This is a genomic window from Pleomorphomonas sp. T1.2MG-36 (assembly GCF_950100655.1).
Classification (GTDB): Bacteria; Pseudomonadota; Alphaproteobacteria; order Rhizobiales; family Pleomorphomonadaceae; genus Pleomorphomonas.
This window is the reverse complement of record NZ_CATNLY010000012.1, coordinates 55429-72997: the sequence shown is the minus strand read 5'-3', so window position 1 is coordinate 72997 and position 17569 is coordinate 55429. Positions and strand designations below refer to the sequence as shown.

15 protein-coding genes are annotated in these 17569 nt (G+C 63.6%); 11 read left to right on the top strand and 4 right to left on the bottom strand.

What is annotated here, in order from left to right:
• Positions 1–2 precede the first annotated feature (2 nt).
• The 5 genes from QQZ18_RS07320 to QQZ18_RS07300 all read left to right on the top strand — a co-directional run bounded on the left by QQZ18_RS07320 (position 3) and on the right by QQZ18_RS07300 (position 6993).
• Complete coding sequence (locus tag QQZ18_RS07320; protein ID WP_284539587.1) at positions 3–1529, top strand: NADH-quinone oxidoreductase subunit M; 1527 nt, start codon at positions 3–5, stop codon at positions 1527–1529.
• An 11-nt stretch (positions 1530–1540) separates the two neighbouring features.
• Complete coding sequence (gene nuoN / locus QQZ18_RS07315; RefSeq protein ID WP_284541005.1) at positions 1541–2968, top strand: NADH-quinone oxidoreductase subunit NuoN; 1428 nt, start codon at positions 1541–1543, stop codon at positions 2966–2968.
• 13 nt (positions 2969–2981) lie between these two features.
• Positions 2982–3743, top strand: coding sequence for a biotin--[acetyl-CoA-carboxylase] ligase (locus tag QQZ18_RS07310; protein ID WP_284539586.1), 762 nt, complete (start codon positions 2982–2984; stop codon positions 3741–3743).
• A 216-nt stretch (positions 3744–3959) separates the two neighbouring features.
• Positions 3960–5576, top strand: a complete 1617-nt coding sequence (locus QQZ18_RS07305) for a ribonuclease J (protein WP_284541004.1) — start codon at positions 3960–3962, stop codon at positions 5574–5576.
• Positions 5577–5763: 187 nt separating this feature from the next.
• The gene (locus QQZ18_RS07300) at positions 5764–6993 is read left to right on the top strand and encodes a pilus assembly protein TadG-related protein (protein WP_284539583.1); all 1230 of its coding nucleotides are present in this window, start codon (positions 5764–5766) and stop codon (positions 6991–6993) included.
• Positions 6994–6999: 6 nt separating this feature from the next.
• Here QQZ18_RS07300 and QQZ18_RS07295 read toward each other — a convergent pair whose 3' ends face one another.
• Positions 7000–7959: an AEC family transporter gene (locus QQZ18_RS07295; protein WP_284539581.1), complete on the bottom strand. Its 960-nt coding sequence runs from the start codon at positions 7957–7959 to the stop codon at positions 7000–7002.
• A gap of 150 nt (positions 7960–8109) precedes the next feature.
• Here QQZ18_RS07295 and QQZ18_RS07290 point away from each other — a divergent pair, with 150 nt between their 5' ends.
• The 6 genes from QQZ18_RS07290 to pncB all read left to right on the top strand — a co-directional run bounded on the left by QQZ18_RS07290 (position 8110) and on the right by pncB (position 15114).
• Entirely contained in the window at positions 8110–9021 is a 912-nt protein-coding gene (locus tag QQZ18_RS07290; protein ID WP_284539579.1) for a lysophospholipid acyltransferase family protein, read from the top strand.
• 954 nt (positions 9022–9975) lie between these two features.
• A complete protein-coding gene (locus tag QQZ18_RS07285; protein WP_284539577.1) occupies positions 9976–11067 on the top strand; it encodes an OmpA family protein in 1092 nt (363 codons plus the stop codon).
• Positions 11068–11171: 104 nt separating this feature from the next.
• Positions 11172–11909 (top strand): DUF2182 domain-containing protein, encoded by a 738-nt coding sequence (locus QQZ18_RS07280; protein ID WP_284539575.1) that lies wholly within the window; start codon positions 11172–11174, stop codon positions 11907–11909.
• 141 nt (positions 11910–12050) lie between these two features.
• Positions 12051–12785, top strand: a complete 735-nt coding sequence (locus QQZ18_RS07275) for a CDP-alcohol phosphatidyltransferase family protein (RefSeq protein WP_284539573.1) — start codon at positions 12051–12053, stop codon at positions 12783–12785.
• A 76-nt stretch (positions 12786–12861) separates the two neighbouring features.
• Positions 12862–13590: a TerC family protein gene (locus QQZ18_RS07270; protein WP_284541003.1), complete on the top strand. Its 729-nt coding sequence runs from the start codon at positions 12862–12864 to the stop codon at positions 13588–13590.
• 219 nt (positions 13591–13809) lie between these two features.
• Positions 13810–15114, top strand: coding sequence for a nicotinate phosphoribosyltransferase (gene pncB, locus QQZ18_RS07265; RefSeq protein ID WP_284539571.1), 1305 nt, complete (start codon positions 13810–13812; stop codon positions 15112–15114).
• An 84-nt stretch (positions 15115–15198) separates the two neighbouring features.
• Here the strand turns inward: pncB and accC are convergent, their stop codons facing one another.
• Genes accC through aroQ form a run of 3 tightly spaced genes read right to left on the bottom strand, consistent with a single transcriptional unit; the run spans position 15199 to position 17503 of the window.
• Entirely contained in the window at positions 15199–16551 is a 1353-nt protein-coding gene (accC, locus tag QQZ18_RS07260; protein ID WP_284539570.1) for an acetyl-CoA carboxylase biotin carboxylase subunit, read from the bottom strand.
• 8 nt (positions 16552–16559) lie between these two features.
• A complete protein-coding gene (accB, locus tag QQZ18_RS07255; RefSeq protein ID WP_284539567.1) occupies positions 16560–17033 on the bottom strand; it encodes an acetyl-CoA carboxylase biotin carboxyl carrier protein in 474 nt (157 codons plus the stop codon).
• Between the two features lie 26 nt (positions 17034–17059).
• Positions 17060–17503, bottom strand: a complete 444-nt coding sequence (gene aroQ / locus QQZ18_RS07250) for a type II 3-dehydroquinate dehydratase (RefSeq protein WP_284539565.1) — start codon at positions 17501–17503, stop codon at positions 17060–17062.
• Positions 17504–17569: the final 66 nt, after the last annotated feature.

The following is a 17569-nucleotide window of genomic DNA, read 5'->3' as shown; positions in this document are numbered from 1 at the left end:
GTATGAGCGGAATGCCGCTTCTGACGCTGACCACGTTCCTGCCATTGGCGGGCGCCCTGTTCATCCTCATGATCCGGGCGCAGGACGAGGCTGCGATCCTCAACATCCGGCGCGTGGCGCTGATCACCACGGTCGCGACCTTCCTGGTGTCGATCGGCATCTGGACCGGCTTCGATCCGAAGAACCCGGGCTTCCAGCTCACCGAGACGGCCGGCTGGTCCGGCGGCTTCTTCGCCTATCGCATGGGCATCGACGGCATCTCGATCTTGTTCGTGCTGCTCACCACCTTCCTGATGCCCTTCTGCATCCTGGCGAGCTGGGAGTCGGTGCAGGTTCGCGTCAAGGAATACATGATCGCCTTCCTGGTGCTCGAGACGCTGATGGTCGGCGTGTTCTGCGCCACCGATCTCGTGCTGTTCTACGTGTTCTTCGAAGGCGGCCTGATCCCGATGTTCCTGATCATCGGCATCTGGGGCGGCCAGCGCCGCGTCTACGCTTCCTACAAGTTCTTCCTCTACACGCTGGCCGGCTCCGTGCTGATGATGCTGGCGATCATGGCGATGTACTGGCAGAGCGGTACCACCGACATCACCGAACTGGTCAACCATCCGTTCCCGGCAACCATGCAGTGGTGGCTGTGGTTCGCCTTCTTCGCGTCCTTCGCGGTGAAAATGCCGATGTGGCCGGTCCACACCTGGCTGCCGGACGCTCACGTCGAAGCGCCGACGGCCGGTTCGGTTCTGCTCGCCGCCATTCTCCTGAAGATGGGCGGCTACGGCTTCCTGCGCTTCTCGCTGCCGATGTTCCCGCTGGCCTCGGCCGATCTCGCGCCCTTCATCTTCACGCTCTCCGTCGTTGCCATCGTCTACACCTCGCTGGTGGCGCTGGTGCAGGAGGACATGAAGAAGCTGATCGCCTATTCGTCGGTCGCCCACATGGGCTACGTGACCATGGGTATCTTCACGCTGAACACGCAAGGGCTGCAGGGCGCCGTGTTCCAGATGTTCAGCCACGGCCTCGTGTCCGGTGCGCTGTTTCTCTGCGTCGGCATCGTCTACGATCGCCTTCATACCCGCGAGATTTCCGCCTATGGCGGCCTCGTCAACCGCATGCCGGTCTATGCGACGGTGTTCATGGTCATGACCATGGCCAACGTCGGTCTGCCCGGCACGTCGGGGTTCATCGGCGAGTTCCTGACGCTGTCGGCCGCGTTCCAGGTCAACACCTGGGTGGCTGCCTTCGCGGCGCTCGGTGTCATCCTGTCGGCTGCCTACGCTTTGTGGCTGTTCCGCCGGGTTGTCTGGGGCTCGCTCACCAAGGCGAACCTCAAGGCGATGATGGACCTCAGTCCACGCGAGGTCGCCATTCTGGCGCCGCTCGTCGTGCTGGTGATCTTGTTCGGCGTCTATCCGTTGCCGGTGCTCGACGCCACGGCCGCTTCCCTGGAAGCGCTTCTCCGCTCCGTCCACGCGGCGATCGATGCCGCCGGCCAGACCGCATCGGCCGGGCCGCTGCCGCTGATCCGCTGAGGGCATAGATGATGAACGCACTTCCCGATTTTGCCCTCGCCGGACCGGAGCTTCTCCTGGCCGTCGGTGCTCTTCTCCTGCTCCTGCTCGGCGCTTATGGCGGTGAGAAGCGAGCGAGCCTCGTTTCCGGCCTGTCGGCCTTGCTGCTGATCGTTGCCGCGGTGGCGGTGATCGTCGGCCGCGATGGATCCACCTTCGGTGGCGCCTTCGTGGTGGACGGTTTCGGCCGGTTCCTCAAGGTTCTGGTGCTGATCGGATCGGCGCTGGCTGTGGTCATGACGCAGCGTTTCGCCGTTGCCGAGAAGTTCTTCCATTTCGAGCTGCCGGTGCTGATCGTGCTCGCCACCGTCGGCATGCTGCTGATGATCTCGGCGGGCGATCTCATCGCCGTCTATCTCGGCCTGGAGCTTCAGTCGCTGGCGCTCTATGTCGTTGCCGCCTTCCATCGAGATGATAGCCGCTCGACCGAGGCCGGCCTCAAGTATTTCGTTCTCGGCGCGCTCTCCTCGGGCATGCTGCTCTACGGCGCCTCGCTGATCTACGGTTTCACCGGTCACGTCGATTTCGCCGGTATCGCTACCGCGGCAGCCAGCGGCCAGTCCTCGCTCGGGCTCACCTTCGGCATCGTCTTCGTCGCAACCGGCATCGCCTTCAAGGTATCGGCCGTGCCGTTTCATATGTGGACGCCGGACGTCTATGAAGGCGCGCCGACGCCGGTCACCGCCTTCTTTGCCGCTGCTCCGAAGATCGCCGCCATGGCGCTGTTCGTCCGGGTCGTGATGGAAGCGCTGGGGCCGGTCAAGGCCGAATGGCAGCAGATCGTTGCCTTCATGTCTCTGGCCTCGATGATCCTCGGCGCCTTCGCCGCCATCGGTCAGCGCAACATCAAGCGGCTGATGGCCTATTCTTCCATCGGTCACATGGGTTATGCGCTGGTCGGCCTCGCGGCCGGATCGGAAGCCGGCGTCTACGGCATCCTGATCTATCTCGCCACCTATCTCGCCATGACGGCCGGCGCCTTTGCCGTGATCCTGTCCATGCGGCGGGATGGCGTGATGACCGAGGACATTGACAGCCTCGCCGGTCTGTCGCGCACCAACCCGGTGGTGGCCTACCTCTTGGGCATCATCATGTTCTCGCTGGCCGGCATCCCGCCCTTCGCCGGCTTCTTCGGCAAGTACTTCGTCTTTGCGGCTGCCATCAACTCCGGCCTCTACTGGCTGGCGGTGATCGGCATCCTCTCCTCGGTCGTCGGTGCCTACTACTATCTCCGCATCGTCAAGATCATGTTCCTCGACGAGCCGAAGGGCGCCTTCGAGCCGATGGGGGGCGAGATGAAAGCGGTGCTCGGCGTCTCGGGTCTGTTCGTCGGGGCCTTCGCGCTCGTGCTCGGACCGCTCGGCGATCTGGCTCTCGCGGCCGCCCGCACGTTGTTCTGAGGCGACCGGCACGATGACCGAGGGTTCGGGACTTGTCTGCCCCGCAGGCTATGCGGCGGTCTACCTCGACGCAGTCGGTTCCACCAATGCCGAGGCCTTCGAGCGGGGGCGGCAGGGGGCGGCGTCGGGTCTCTGGGTCGTCGCCCGTCGCCAGACGGAAGGACGTGGTCGGCGTGGGCGTGTCTGGACCTCCGAGCCGGGCAATCTTTACGCGTCGCTGATGCTGCGCGATCCCATGGTAGAGGCGCGGCTCGGCGAGTTGCCGCTCGTCGTGGCCCTGGCCGTCCATGACGCCGTCGCGGCGGCGCTTCCGCCCTTCGCTCGGGCCGATCTTGCCATCAAGTGGCCGAACGACGTTCTCTACGCCGGCGCCAAACTCTGCGGCATCCTGATCGAGGCGGCAGTTGCGCCAGAGGGCAGGGTGGTGGTGATCGGGATTGGCGTGAACTGCACCCACCATCCTGACGTCACGCTCTACAACGCCACGGATCTGGCCGCTGCCGGCTATCCCACCGAGCCCGAGGCGCTTTTCGCGCTCCTCTCTGCGGCCATGGCCCGCCGACTGGCCGAGTGGCAGGCTGGCGACTTCGCGTCCATCCGAGAAGCCTGGCTTGGCCGCGCCCGGGGAGTTGGCGAGGCGATTACGGTCCGGCTGCCCACACGCGAGATCGCCGGTATCTTCTCCGGTCTCGACAGGGACGGGCGACTGCTTCTTCGCCACGACGGCGGCCTGGAGGCGATTTCAGCCGGCGACGTGTTCTTCGGCCGTTCCTGACGTCTTTTGTCCATCCGTCATGCCAGTTCGTATGGGCGCGGCCTTTCGAGAGTTTTCTTGACGCGGCCGCCTTTCGCGTCCACGTAGAACCGACAAGCGAAAGAACTGACGCGCGCCGGCAAGGGGCCGGCGAACTGGAGATACTCTGTGACGAAAAAGAAGAGCGGGGCCGACGAGCTCATTTTCCTGCCGCTGGGCGGCGTTGGCGAAATCGGCATGAACCTCGCGCTCTATGGCCTCGGACCGGAAGCCGACCGCAAGTGGCTGATGGTGGATTGCGGAATATCCTTCGCCGGCCCGGATTTGCCCGGCGTCGATCTGCTGCTGCCCGACATTTCCTTCATCGAAGCCTACAAGGACGATCTGGTCGGCATTCTGATCACCCATGCCCACGAAGATCATTATGGCGCCATATACGACCTCTGGCCGCGCCTTGGCGCGCCGGTCTACATGACGCCTTTCGCCGCAGCCCTGCACGCCGCCAAGCGCGAGATGGAGCCCAACGCGCCGCGCGTGCCGACCAGCGTCGTCGAACAGGGTCAGCGCTTTTCCATCGGTCCCTTCGACCTCGAATTGATCGCCATGTCGCACTCGCTGCCCGAACCGACGGCAGTGCTGATCCGCACCGCCATGGGCAATGTGCTGCACACCGGCGACTGGAAGATCGACCATGATCCGCGCGTCGGTCGGCCGATCGACATGAAGCGCCTTGCCGAGATCAGCGCCGAAGGCGTCGACGCCATGATCTGCGATTCCACCAATGCCGTCCGGCCCGGGCGTAGCCCGTCGGAGGGAGAGGTCGCCCATGGGCTGGCCGAGGTGGTTGCCAGGGCGAAGAAGCGCGTCGCCGTCACCATTTTCGCCTCGAACCTCGGCCGTATCCGCTCCATCGCCGAGGCCGCCGCCAAGAACGACCGGGAGATCGTGGTGGTGGGCCGGGCCATCAAGCGCGTTCTCGACGTTGCGGGCGAACTCGGCATGCTCGAGGGGCTACCGTCGTTCCGCGACGAGGACGCTTATGGCTATCTGCCGCCCGACAAGGTGATGGCCATCGTGACCGGCAGCCAGGGCGAGGCGCGCGCCGCCCTTGCCAAGATCGCGGCCGGCGACCATCGCAACATCACGCTTGACCGCGGCGACTTGGTGATCTTCTCCTCGCGCACCATCCCGGGCAACGAGAAGGCCGTCGGCGCCATCAAGAACAAGCTGGTCGAGCAAGGCGTCGAAATCGTCTCCGACGGCGATGCGCTGGTCCACACGTCAGGCCATCCTCGCCGTGACGAGATGATGGAGCTCTACCGCCTCGTCAAGCCGAAGGTGGCCGTGCCTGTGCATGGCGAGGCCGTCCATCTCGCCGCCCACGAAAGGCTGGCCCGCGAAGCCGGCGTACCGAGCGTGGCGCGCACCAGAAATGGCGAGATGCTGCGCCTTCTGCCCGGCGATCAGCCGAAGGCGATCGGCCACGTTCCCTTCGGCATTCTGGTCAAGGACGGCAGTCTGGTTCGCGATCCCGAGGGTTCGGGTGTCGTCGAGCGGCGCAAGATGAGCTTCGCCGGTGTCGTCGTCTGCACGCTGCTGATGAATGGACGCGGCGACATCCTCGGCGAGTATGGCCTCAACTGTTTCGGCCTGCCGGAGACCGACAACAAGGGCGAGGACTTCGAGGATGTGCTGGCTGCGGCCGTCGATGGCTGTCTCGTCTCCATTCCCAAGGCCCGCCGCAAGGACGAAGATCTCGTCGCTGAAGCGGTGCGCCGGTCGATCCGCGCCGCCGCCAACGAGCGCTGGGGCAAGAAGCCGATCACCGAGGTGACGGTGTTGAGAGTGGATTGATGCGAAGGGACGGGCGCACTGCGCCTGTCCTCTTGAGCAAGAAAAGCTGGTGTTGGGCGGGAAAAATCGCCACATCGTCTTAAATTGACGGTATTCGCGCAATGTGTCGTTAGGCCAACCGGCGTTAACCTGCGGTCCTGGAGGACCTATGGGTATTCGTCGGTTTTTGGTCTGTCGGGACGGCAATGTGGCGATCATCTTCGCCGTTTGTCTGGTGCCTTTGCTGGTCGGCATCGGGGCGGCCGTCGACTATGCGCGGCTGGCCGATGCGCGCGAGGTGATGCAGCACTCCCTCGATGCCACGGTTCTCGCCTTGTCGTCCGAGGCACCCAAGCTGACCCAGACCGAGCTCGACAAGCGGGCCGAGCAGATCTTCAACGTCAACTTCCCGTCAGGCAAGGCTGAAGGTATCACCGTTTCGGCCACCTTCACCAAGGCCAATGGCGCCGTGATCTCAGCGTCGGCGAGTGGCACTGTCCCGATGACCTTCCTCAATCTCGCGGGCATCACCTCCGAAACGCTGGCTGTCCAATCCAAGTCCGCATGGTCGTCGAAGCGCCTGCGCGTCGCTCTTGCCCTCGATAATACCGGTTCGATGGAAAAGCTCGGCAAGATGGATGCGCTCAAGACGGCGACCCAAAACCTGCTGGACAAGCTGAAAGGTGAGTCGACCACATCGGGCGACGTCTATGTATCAATCATTCCCTTCAACAAGGACGTGAACATCGGCACCGGTCTGTCTTCCTACGTGGCTTGGAAAGAGACGGGGCGACTATGTACCTGGAACACCTGGAAAAGGGCTTACGACTGTTCGAACGGATATTTGTGGACGCAAACCAAGAACAAGTCGGAATGGCAGGGGTGCGTATCCGACAGGCGGAAGAATGACGATATCTCGGTGTCCGTGCCGATCAGCGAGGCAACGCGCTATGCTGCAGAGGATTACGCCTCTTGTGGCCGGCCGCTCACTCCAATGACCAATAACTGGGACACACTGACCGCTGCCGTGAAAGCGATGACGCCCGTCGGCGCAACCAACCAGACGATCGGTCTCGTCTGGGCTTGGCAGTCGCTCAAGTCGACCGCCCCGCTGAACGCTCCGAACAAGGAAGCGAACTTCGACTATCAGGATGTGATCATCCTCTTGTCGGACGGCGAGAATACCATGAACCGCTTTAACGGGGATGGAACTAGCCATTCGATCGATGTCGATGATCGCATGTCGAGGGTTTGCGCGGCCGCCAAGGCAGACAATATCATCATCTACACGGTTCTCGTGATCGAGGGGACCGAGTCTGTGCTCAAGAATTGCGCCAGCTCCGCCGACAATTACTTCAACGCGTCGTCGGCGAACGAGATCATCACGAGTTTTGGCGCCATCGGTGACAAGTTGTCGGCGCTTCGCATCGCCGAGTGACTTGGCTTACGGGGCAAAGACCGGCACCAGATCGTGGGTCACCAGATAGAGCGTTGCCGTAACGGTCACCACCGAGACGGCGGTGCCGAGCAGGATGCCGCTGGCTGACTGCTCGACATAGAGCCGGTACTGCTGCGCGGCGGCGTAGCAGGTCGCTGCCGGCGGCAAACAGGCCATCAGCACGGCCGCATAAACCCAGACTGGCGGAAAACCGCCAACGAGCGTCACCATGGTCCAGGCCATCAACGGATGGACCAGAAGCTTGATGGCGACCAGGGCCGGCAATTCGCGATGCGGCTGGCTGGCCGGTTGCAGGGCGACGGTCACTCCGATCGAGAACAGCGCTGCCGGCGCAGCGGAAGCGCGCAACATCGAAACGGTCGTGCCGACTGCATCCGGAATATCGACTCCGGAAGCGGAGCCCAACACGCCGGCTATGCTGCCGAGAATGAAGGGATGCGTGAGAATCCTGCGCAGGATGAGCATCGCGGTGGCCCCCATCGGCCGCTCCTCTTCGCCGAAGACCGCCATCATCGTCGGCAGCAGGGAGAAGATGAGAACCACATCGAAGCAGAAGATCAGCGCCGTCGGCGCGGCGGCGGCGCTGCCGAGCGCCGATAGCGTCAGTGCCGGGCCCATGTAGCCGACGTTGGCGTAGGAGCCGACAAGACCCTGCAGCGCGGCAACGCGCATGCCGGCTCCGGTCAGCATTCGACCGACAAGAAGGGCGATCAGGAAGGTGAGGAATGTGGAGGTCGTTGTGGCAAGCGCGAAGGAGCCGCGGGCCAATTCCTCAAGGGGCGTCCGCGACAGGATGTCGAAGAACAGCGCCGGTAGAGCGACATAAATCAGATAGAAGTCCAGCCACGCCAGGCCTGCGCGGGGCAGACGAGCGAGTTTCCCTGCCAGAAAGCCGATGAGAATGATGCCGAAAAACGGCATGGCCAATGCCAGAACCTTGGTCATGAACGATCGATCGCCGGGACATCCGCCGTGGGGCGGCTACGGGGTGGAGGGAGCGCGCGAAATGGAGTAACAGCTCATCGCACGATTCAGGCAGCGGACGTAGATGCGCCGCCGATTTCTTGATGTGGTCCGTAGAGAGGCTTAGGCGCGTTGGATTTTCGACAGACCAGAACGCAAGCCGGATTTTGGCTCGAGTATGCCGGGCTGCGCGCCGTCGTGGGCCTGCTTGGCTTGCTCGGGGTCGATCGCGCCTCGTCTTTCATGGGGTTTCTTTGGCGGCGGTTTGCCCGTTTCAATCCACGTCATGCGCGGGCGGACCAGCATCTTGCCCTTGCCATGCCCGAGCTGACGCCGGACGAGCGGACGGCCATCCTGCTGGACATGTGGGAAAATCTCGGCCGGACCTTCGCCGAGGGGCTTCTCCTGCCCGAGATCGTCGATAGCCCCGGCCGGATTGTCATGGGCGAATCCCTAGCTGAGGAAATCCGGACCATCGGGGCAGGGGGCGCGGTACTTTGCTCACTTCACCAGGGTAACTGGGAACTCCTTGCCGTTGGCAGCATCGGCCTGGGAAAGCCCGTTGCCGGCGTCTATCGCCCGCTTAAGAATCCCCTCTCCGAGGCTTATTTTCGCTCCCGGCGGGAAAAGGCCTATCCCGGCGGGTTGGTTGCTGCCGGAACCTCCTCCGTCCTTCACTTGCGCTCGCTTGCCCGTGGCGGCGTGGCAATTGCCATGATGGCCGACTTGCCGGATGGCACCGGCATCGTCGCTCCCTTCTTCGGCCACTCCGCGTTGCTGTCTAAGTTGCCCGTTACCCTCGCCAGACGCCTGGGGCTGCCGCTCGTGGTGGCGCATTGCCAACGTACCGACGGTGCGCATTTTCGAATCGACGGTGAGCGGATTGAACTTCCGCATACCGAGGATGCGGATGCAGATGTCGAACAGGCCACGCTTGCCCTGCACGCCGTGTTCGAGACCTGGATCCGGAATGCGCCGGGGCAATGGATGTGGGCAACCCGCAAATGGCCAAAGCTGGAGTTCCGCACCCCTTCGGCGGAGTGACGCCGTTCATCCAGCGTTCATGTCAAATCTTTGAATTGACACGCTTTCGCCTCCATCCTTCCGATTGACGCCTCATTGGCGAGGCAAGCTTCGGAACCGAAGGCTGCCCCACCGGTTTCTACGGCGGATGTTGTCCGAAGCGCTGCCTTGGGGTCGCACCTCGGATCAGACTGCCCTTTTTGGACGGCATAAGGAAGGCTGGAGGACTACATGAACCAACTGAAAAAGCTGTTGCTGGCCTGTGCGATCGTGCCGTTGTCCCAGATCGCGGTGCAGTCAGCCGCTCGTGCCGAAGAGGGGAAGCTCTTCTTGGCGCAGGCCGAACAACCGGCGTGCCAGCCGGGTGATCCCAACTGCGTGCCGCCCGAGCAAGTTGCCCCCAAGCAGCCCGAGGCTCAGCCCCAGCCGGAGGCTCAACCTCAGCCCCAGGCCGAGCCCGAACGTCCCCAGCCGGAAGCAACTCCTCCCCCCGCTCCACAGCTGGAGCCTGAGGCTCGTCCCGAGGCGCCCGCTCCGGAAGCTCAGCCTGAACAGCCCAAGCCGCAGGCAGAGCCACCGGCTCCTCAGCCCGAGCCCGAGGCCCAGCCCCAGGAGCCTGCTCCCAAGCCTGAGGTCCAGCCCGAGGCCCCCGCGCCGCGACCGGAAGCGGAGCCCGCCAAGCCTGCGCCGGAAGCCGCGCCCGAGGCGGCTCCAAGTCAGAAGGCTCGGCCTGATCGCCGTAAGCCGGATGCCGAGCGTCCGGCTGCCGGGCCCGATTCCGGCCCCGCTGCGCCCGCGCGCAAGCCTGAGGTCCGGCCCGAGCCTGCGCCGGAAGCGCAGCCCGAGTCACCCCCGCCTCAACCCGAACCGGCCGTTCCGCAGCCGAAGGCTGCCCCCACGCCCGAGCCTGGAGCGCAGCCTACGCCGCCAACTCCGCCGCAGCCCGAAGCAACTCCCGAGCCCCCGAAGCCACCGGTGCCGGATGCCGGCGCTGCTGGAACACCGCCGCCGCCTGCCGCTCCCGGCGATCAGCCGCCGGCACCTCCCGAGAGCGCTGAAAAACAGGCTCCCCCTCCGGCTCTTATCGAGAAGCTTGGCAATCCTGGTGCCGCCGCCACCGAGGCCATCGACCAGAGTGTCGGTCAGAAGGCCGGCAATATTCGCGACATCCAGCGCGAACGCCGGGTGATCAGCAACGAAGACGGCGTCCGCGTGACTGTGGAGCCGGGTGGTCGCGTCATCGTACAGAGTGGCGAGCAGGCGGTGATCCGCCATGACGACCGGGGCCGTTTCGACCGAGACGACCGCGATTATCGCGAGCGGCGGACCCGCGACGGCGGCCGGGAGGTCATCGTGACCACGCGGCGCGGCGGTGAAGTCCGGACCATCTACGATGCCAACGGCATGATGATCCAGCGCGAACGCCTGGACAGCGATGGCCGCGCCTACGTTCTGTTCGACAATCGAGGATTCGGCCCCGGGCCCGTCGATGAGCCCGACTGGCAGCCGGTGGTTCGTCTGCCGCCGCCGCCCATGTACGATCTGCCGCGCGAACGCTACCGCGTGGAGATGCGTTCGGCGCCGCCGCGCTATGTGGAAGAGGCCTTGACCGCCCCGCCACTTGTCGAAGTGCAGCCGCGGTATACGCTTGACCAGGTGATCTACAGCCCCGACCTGCGAGACAGGGTCAGGTCGGTCGATCTCGACTCCATCACCTTCTCCAGCGGCGCCTGGGCGGTCGAGGGCAATCAGGTCCCGAGCATCGAAGCGGTTGCCCGCGGTATCGATGCGGCGCTGCGCCGCAACCCCAACGAGGTGTTCCTCGTCGAGGGCTATACCGACGCGGTCGGCTCGGTGGTCGACAATCTGTCGCTGTCCGATCGGCGTGCCGAGGCCGTGGCCAACGTGCTGACCGACCACTACGGCATCCCGCCGGAGAACCTCGTCACGCAAGGCTACGGCGAAAGCTATCTGAAGGTGCAGACAGAGGCTGCGGAGCGCGCCAACCGTCGCGTTACCGTACGGCGTATCACGCCGCTGCTCGCGACGACGAGCGGTCAGCGGTAAGGCGGTTGCTCCCAAGCATCCTTGTCCGCTAAAAGAAAGCCCCGTCCAACGCGGACGGGGCTTTTGCTTTGAGCCGCATGGCTCCTCTCCGGTGCCGCAACCTGATGAACCGCTTCGCCGCTGCGCTCGGCAATCATCCACGCCGCCTCACGGCCGTGGTCGTTGTTCTCATGGCCGCCGCCGGCTGGCTGTGGCTGATTGCCTCCGTCGTGAGTGTTGGCTTGGCCGAGGCTCTGATGCCGGCAATGGAGGACTACCTCAGCGCCCGCGGCATCGCGTTGGGGCTCGCCATGTGGGTGGCCATGATCTTTGCCATGATGCTGCCGACGGCCGCGCCGACCTTCAAGGCCTATGCCGACACGGTCGGCGGGGGCGCTCTGGCTCTGATTGCCGGCTATACCACCGTGTGGCTGGCAGCCTCTCTGGTGGCAGTGGCCGTTCAGACCTGGCTCGTCCACCTAGGCGCCCTCGCGCCTCACATGGCGCCGGCTGGTGTCGCGCTCTCGGCGTCCATTCTGATTGCCGCAGGCATCTATCAGTTCACGCCTTTGAAGTGGGCCTGCCTTTATCGTTGCCGCAACCCACGCGTTGCCGATGTGGAGGCAGGGGCGTGCGCCGCTTACCGGATCGGGGTCGAGGAAGGGCTGGCCTGTCTCGGCTGTTGCTGGGCCATGATGGCGGTCATGTTCGCCACAGGACTCATGAACTTGGCCGCCATGGCTCTGCTGGGTGCCCTGATGGGGCTGGAAAAGTTGGTCAACGGTGTCGGACTGACGTATTTCCTCGGGGTTTTGTTCATTCTTGCCGGTGTCATCTTGGCGAGCGGCCTCGTCATCGGGTAGATTGCCGTGAGATGTAACCATCCGCTAGGGATCGGTAAGGTTTTGGGCGATGATCTTTTGGGCTCCGTCGGACGACGCGCATCGTCCGTTCATGATGGCTCGCAGCCCGGCCATCGGTTCGGACGAGAGGAGCAGCGCGCGATGACGGAACTGACGCTTGTGGGCAGACATCAGAATGCGTTGATAGCCCTTGCCGTTCATGCCTTTACGGCGAGCGGCATCGTTCTGGCCATGCTGGCGGCCTTCGCCGCCTACAATCTCGATTGGCCGACCTTCTTCATGTGGCTGGGACTGGCGCTGGTTGTCGATGGCATCGACGGCCCGATCGCCCGCAAGGTATCGGTGGAAAGTCGTCTGCCGACCTTCTCTGGCGCCGCCTTGGATTTCGTGGTCGACTATGTGACTTACGCATTTCTGCCGGCACTTGCCGTTGCAACGGCCGGCTTCACCTCGATTCCCATCGCCCTGGCGCTGGCCGGCATCATCGTCTTCACTTCGGCGATGTATTACGGCGATACGCGCATGAAGATGAAAAACAATGCCTTCCGGGGGTTCCCCGTTGTCTGGAACGGCGTCGTATTTCTCTATTTCGTCTTTGACCTCAATCAGTACGCCGTCATCGGCATTACCCTTGCCCTGTCGATCCTGACCTTTGCCCCGATTGCCTTCGTGCATCCCGTACGTGTCGAGAAGTGGCGGCCTCTGACGCTGGCTATGACGGTCGTCTGGTTCCTGTTTGCGGCGGCAGCGCTCGCTTGGGAACTAAATCCGCCTCTCGGCGTTGAGATCGGCCTGGCACTTTCCTCGGCGTATCTGACGTTCGTCGCGGCCGTGCAGCAAGTTATTGAAAAGTTCTTTGGTGCCGGAAAAGCCTGACGTCTTGGAAGGCGCATAGCGCCTTTCGCATACTCAGTGAAGCCGACGGCCATGTCTGGGAATGACCGCCTCTATGATGCTTGATCTCGTTTTCAATGCCAGCGCCTGGGCCAGCCTCCTGACTCTCACGGTCATGGAGATCGTCCTCGGGATCGACAACCTCGTCTTCATTTCCGTATTGACCAGTCGGCTTCCGACCGAGGCGGCGCGAAAGGCGAGGGCGCTCGGCCTGTCGATGGCGTTGGTCTTCCGCATCCTTCTCCTCATCACGCTGTCCTGGCTGATCGGTCTGACGGCGCCGGTGTTCACCCTGTTCGATCATGGCTTCTCCTGGCGAGATCTGATCTTGCTCGCCGGCGGCCTGTTCCTTCTCTACAAGGCGACGCACGAGATCCACGCCGGCATCGAGGGCGAGGAGGACGAAAGCGGCAACGTCGTGCATGCGGCCTTCGGCGCCACCGTGGCCCAGATCATCGCCATCGATATCGTCTTCTCGATCGACAGCATCATCACGGCGATCGGCATGGCCGAGCATGTGCCGGTGATGATTCTCGCCGTCGTCATCGCGATGATCATCATGTTCTTGGCGTCCGAGCCGATCTCGAACTTCATTCACAGGCATCCCACCACCAAGATGCTGGCGCTGTCCTTCCTTCTTTTGATCGGCGTATCGCTGATTGCTGACGGCGTCGGCTTCCATGTGCCGCGAGCCTACATCTACTTCGCGATGGCCTTCTCGGCCGGCGTCGAGGCGATCAACATTCTGGCCGGTCGCAAGCGCCGCGGGGCAAAGGCCCGAGCCTGACGAATCCGTTGAAGGCCGGGGGGGCGGCAGGAGCAATCCGCCGCTCTTTGGTCTCAGGAGAGCGTAACCGACGTCTCCAAATCGTGACGGGCGCACTCGGCGTTTATACGGATTTCGCTTGGGTTCTAGATCGTTTCAGGCTACCCCTCTGTCAGGTGGCGCCTCGTCGGCGTTTTTCGACGTTCATGGGTCGCCTCGCTTCATCACGGGTATTGACCGATGAGCACCACCGATATTGCCAAGCGGGTTCACGACCACAACTGGAGGCTCGACCCGATCATTCGAAGCCTGCTCGACACGGACATATACAAGTTCCTGATGCAGCAGCTGATCTGGAAGCGCTACCGTGACGTCGATGTCACCTTCTCTCTGATCAATCGCGCCAGCAGCATCCGCCTCGCCGACGATATCGACGAGGGCGAACTCAGGGCTCAGCTCGACTATGCCCGCTCGCTGCGCCTTGGCAAGAAGGAATGGATCTGGCTGGCGGGTAACACCTTCTATGGCAAGCGCCAGATCTTCGCGCCCGAGTATCTCGAGTTCCTGCGCGATTTTCAGCTTCCGCCCTACAAGCTCAGCAAGGGCGACGGCCAGTATCATCTGGAGTTTCACGGGCCCTGGACCCACACCACCATGTGGGAGATTCCCGCGTTGGCCATCATCAACGAGCTGCGGTCGCGCTCGGTGATGAAGACCATGCGCCGTTTCGAACTCGACGTTCTCTATGCGCGGGCCAAGGCCAAGCTGTGGAGCAAGGTGGAGCGTCTGCGCACCTTTCCCGATATCAAGATCGCCGACTTCGGCAGCCGTCGCCGCCATTCGCATCTCTGGCAGGACTGGTGCGTCAACGCGTTGAAGGAAGGCCTCGGACCGGCCTTCATCGGCACGTCGAACGTGCTGCTGGCGATGAAGAGCGACCTTGAGGCCATCGGCACGAACGCCCATGAGCTGCCGATGGCCATGGCCGCGCTCGCCAATACCGAAGACGAGATGCGTCAGGCGCCCTATCGGGTGCTGCGCGACTGGCAGGAGCTCTACGACGGCAACCTTCTGGTCGTCTTGCCGGACGCCTTCGGCACCTCCTCCTTCCTGCGCGACGCGCCAGATTGGGTGGCCGACTGGAAGGGCTTCCGACCCGACAGTGCCGATCCAGTCGAGGGCGGCGAAGAGATCATCGCTTGGTGGAAGGCAAAAGGGCAGGACCCCCGCGACAAGCTGATCGTCTTCTCAGACGGCCTTGACGTCGAGGAGATAGAGCGCGTCTACACGCATTTCCGCGGTCGCGTTCACATGAGTTTCGGCTGGGGCACCAACCTCACCAACGACTTTCAGGATTGCGCGCCGCAACCCACCGACGACTTCGACGCGATCTCGCTCGTCTGCAAGGTGACGCAGGTCAATGGCCGGCCGGCGGTGAAGCTCTCCGACAATCCGGAAAAGGCGACCGGTGACCCGGCCGAGATCGCCCGCTATTTGCGCGTCTTCGGCGAGGCGGGGCGCATCAAGCGGCCGGTACTGGTGTAGTCGAAGGCGCGATCTGACCGAAAACGGCAGCGCCGCCCGAAGGGGCGGCGCATCGAATAAGCAAGTGCTTACTTATCTTTCTGATCAAGCCTCGAACGGCTTGGTGGCGAGCCACTTCTCCAGCCAGTGGATGTCATAGGCGCCGTCGATGATGTCGGCGTTCTTCAGCATGTTGTTGAAGAGCGGGATCGTCGAGTCGATGCCGTCGACCACGAACTCGTCGAGGCAGCGGCGCAGGCGCATCAGGCACTCGACGCGGTTGCGACCATGAACGATCAGCTTGCCGATCATGCTGTCGTAGTAGGGCGGGATCGTGTAGCCCTGATAGACGCCGCTGTCGACACGGACCCCCAATCCGCCCGGCGGATGCCAATAAGTGATCTTGCCGGGCGACGGCGCGAAGGTTGCGGCGTTCTCGGCATTGATGCGGCATTCGATGGCATGGCCGTTGAAGTGGACGTCCGACTGGCGGAAGCTCAATGCCTGACCCGAGGCCACCTTGATCTGCTCGTTGACAAGATCGATGCCAGTGATCATCTCCGTCACCGGGTGTTCCACCTGCAGGCGGGTGTTCATCTCGATGAAGTAGAACTCGCCGTTCTCGTAAAGGAACTCGATAGTGCCGGCGCCGGAATAGTTGAGCTCGGACATCGCGTTGGCGACGATGTTGCCGATCCTGGCCCGCTCGTCGTCGTTGAGGGCCGGCGAGCGGGCCTCTTCCATGACCTTCTGGTGGCGGCGCTGCAGCGAACAGTCGCGTTCGCCGAGATGCACGGCATTGCCCTGGCCGTCGCCCAGCACCTGCAACTCGATGTGGCGCGGTTTCAGGAGATACTTCTCGATGTAGACCGCGTCGTCGCCGAAGGCATTTTTGGCTTCGGTCTTGGCGGCCGACATGGCCGAGGGCAGTTCCGCTTCGGTCATGGCGACGCGCATGCCGCGGCCACCGCCACCGGCCGACGCCTTCACCAAAACCGGATAGCCGATCTCGGCGGCAACCCGCAGGGCGTCTTCCTCGGATTCGACGGCGCCATCCGAACCCGGCACCACGGGGATACCGAGGCGCTTGGCGGTTGCCTTGGCCTCGATCTTGTCGCCCATGATGCGGATATGGTCGGCCGACGGCCCGATGAAGGCAATGTTGTGGGCTGCCAGGATATCGGCAAAGCGAGCGTTTTCGCTGAGGAAGCCGTAACCGGGATGAACCGCCTCGGCACCGGTGATCTCGCAGGCGGCGACGATATTGGGAATGTTGAGGTAGCTGTCGCGCACCGGCGCCGGGCCGATGCACACGCTCTCGTCCGCGAGACGGACGTGCATGGCGTTGGCGTCGGCCGTCGAATGGACGGCGACGGTACCGATGCCAAGCTCCTTGCAGGCGCGCAGCACCCGAAGGGCGATTTCGCCGCGATTGGCGATGAGGATCTTTTCGAACATGGGGCCGGTCACTCGATGATCAGCAGCGGTTCGCCGAACTCGACCGGCTGGCCGTTCTCGACGAAAACGGCGGTGACGCGGCCGGCGCGCGGTGCCGGAATGTGGTTGAGGTGCTTCATGGCCTCGATGATCATCACCGTCTGGCCTTCCTTCACCACGTCGCCGACTTCGACGAACGAGCGGGCGCCCGGTTCGGGCGCCACGTAGGCGGTCCCAACCATCGGGGAGGGCACTGCGCCGGGGTTGGCAGCGGGGTCGGCCGCCTTCGCAACGTCGACGGCCGCGACGGCGGCAACCGGTGCCGCCATTGCCGGCATCGGACCCGGCGCGGCCCAGCCGCCCTGGGTGATGGTGACCGGCGCCGCCGTTCGAGCCACGCGGATCTTCAGCTTCTCCTGCTCCACCTCGATCTCGGTGAGGTTGGTCTCGTCGAGGATGTTGGCAAGCTGGCGGATCAGTTCGTAGTCAAAGGTCTGGGGCATCGGTTCTCACCGGATTGGGACGGCGGTCACCCTTTCAGGAGACCGGCGAGGGCTTCGAGCGCGAGTGTGTAGCCGAGGGGGCCGAGGCCTACGATCACTCCGGCCGCCACGGGCGACACGAAGGACCGATGCCGAAAACTCTCGCGGGCATGGACGTTGGAAATGTGAACCTCGATCAGGGGAACGCTAGCTCCCTTGATCGCGTCGTGGAGGGCGATCGACGTGTGGGTGTAGGCGCCGGGGTTCATCACCACGCCGGCACCACGCCGTCCAGCCTCCTGGATCCAGTCGACGAGTACGCCCTCATGGTTGGACTGACGAAACTCGACGGCCGAAAACCCCAGCGCGGCAGCCTTCTCGCGGCAGTTCGCCTCGATGTCGGCAAGGGTCAGCGATCCGTAGATGCCCGGTTCCCGAGTTCCGAGAAGATTGAGGTTCGGTCCGTTGAGGATGAACGCTTCAATGGGCAATCGGTCGGTTCCCTTTCAGGCCGGAGCGGGGATGGTCGCAACCCGAAGGCTGCGGCCGGCTTCCTT

Coding starts and splice junctions, on each gene's coding strand:
- pncB (WP_284539571.1), top strand. CDS start 13,810: ATGAGCACCACCGATATTGCCAAGCGGGTTCACGACCACAACTGGAGG.
- QQZ18_RS07275 (WP_284539573.1), top strand. CDS start 12,051: ATGACGGAACTGACGCTTGTGGGCAGACATCAGAATGCGTTGATAGCC.
- accC (WP_284539570.1), bottom strand. CDS start 16,551: ATGTTCGAAAAGATCCTCATCGCCAATCGCGGCGAAATCGCCCTTCGG.
- nuoN (WP_284541005.1), top strand. CDS start 1,541: ATGAACGCACTTCCCGATTTTGCCCTCGCCGGACCGGAGCTTCTCCTG.
- accB (WP_284539567.1), bottom strand. CDS start 17,033: ATGCCCCAGACCTTTGACTACGAACTGATCCGCCAGCTTGCCAACATC.
- QQZ18_RS07270 (WP_284541003.1), top strand. CDS start 12,862: ATGCTTGATCTCGTTTTCAATGCCAGCGCCTGGGCCAGCCTCCTGACT.
- QQZ18_RS07295 (WP_284539581.1), bottom strand. CDS start 7,959: ATGACCAAGGTTCTGGCATTGGCCATGCCGTTTTTCGGCATCATTCTC.
- QQZ18_RS07280 (WP_284539575.1), top strand. CDS start 11,172: ATGAACCGCTTCGCCGCTGCGCTCGGCAATCATCCACGCCGCCTCACG.
- QQZ18_RS07310 (WP_284539586.1), top strand. CDS start 2,982: ATGACCGAGGGTTCGGGACTTGTCTGCCCCGCAGGCTATGCGGCGGTC.
- QQZ18_RS07305 (WP_284541004.1), top strand. CDS start 3,960: ATGAACCTCGCGCTCTATGGCCTCGGACCGGAAGCCGACCGCAAGTGG.
- QQZ18_RS07320 (WP_284539587.1), top strand. CDS start 3: ATGAGCGGAATGCCGCTTCTGACGCTGACCACGTTCCTGCCATTGGCG.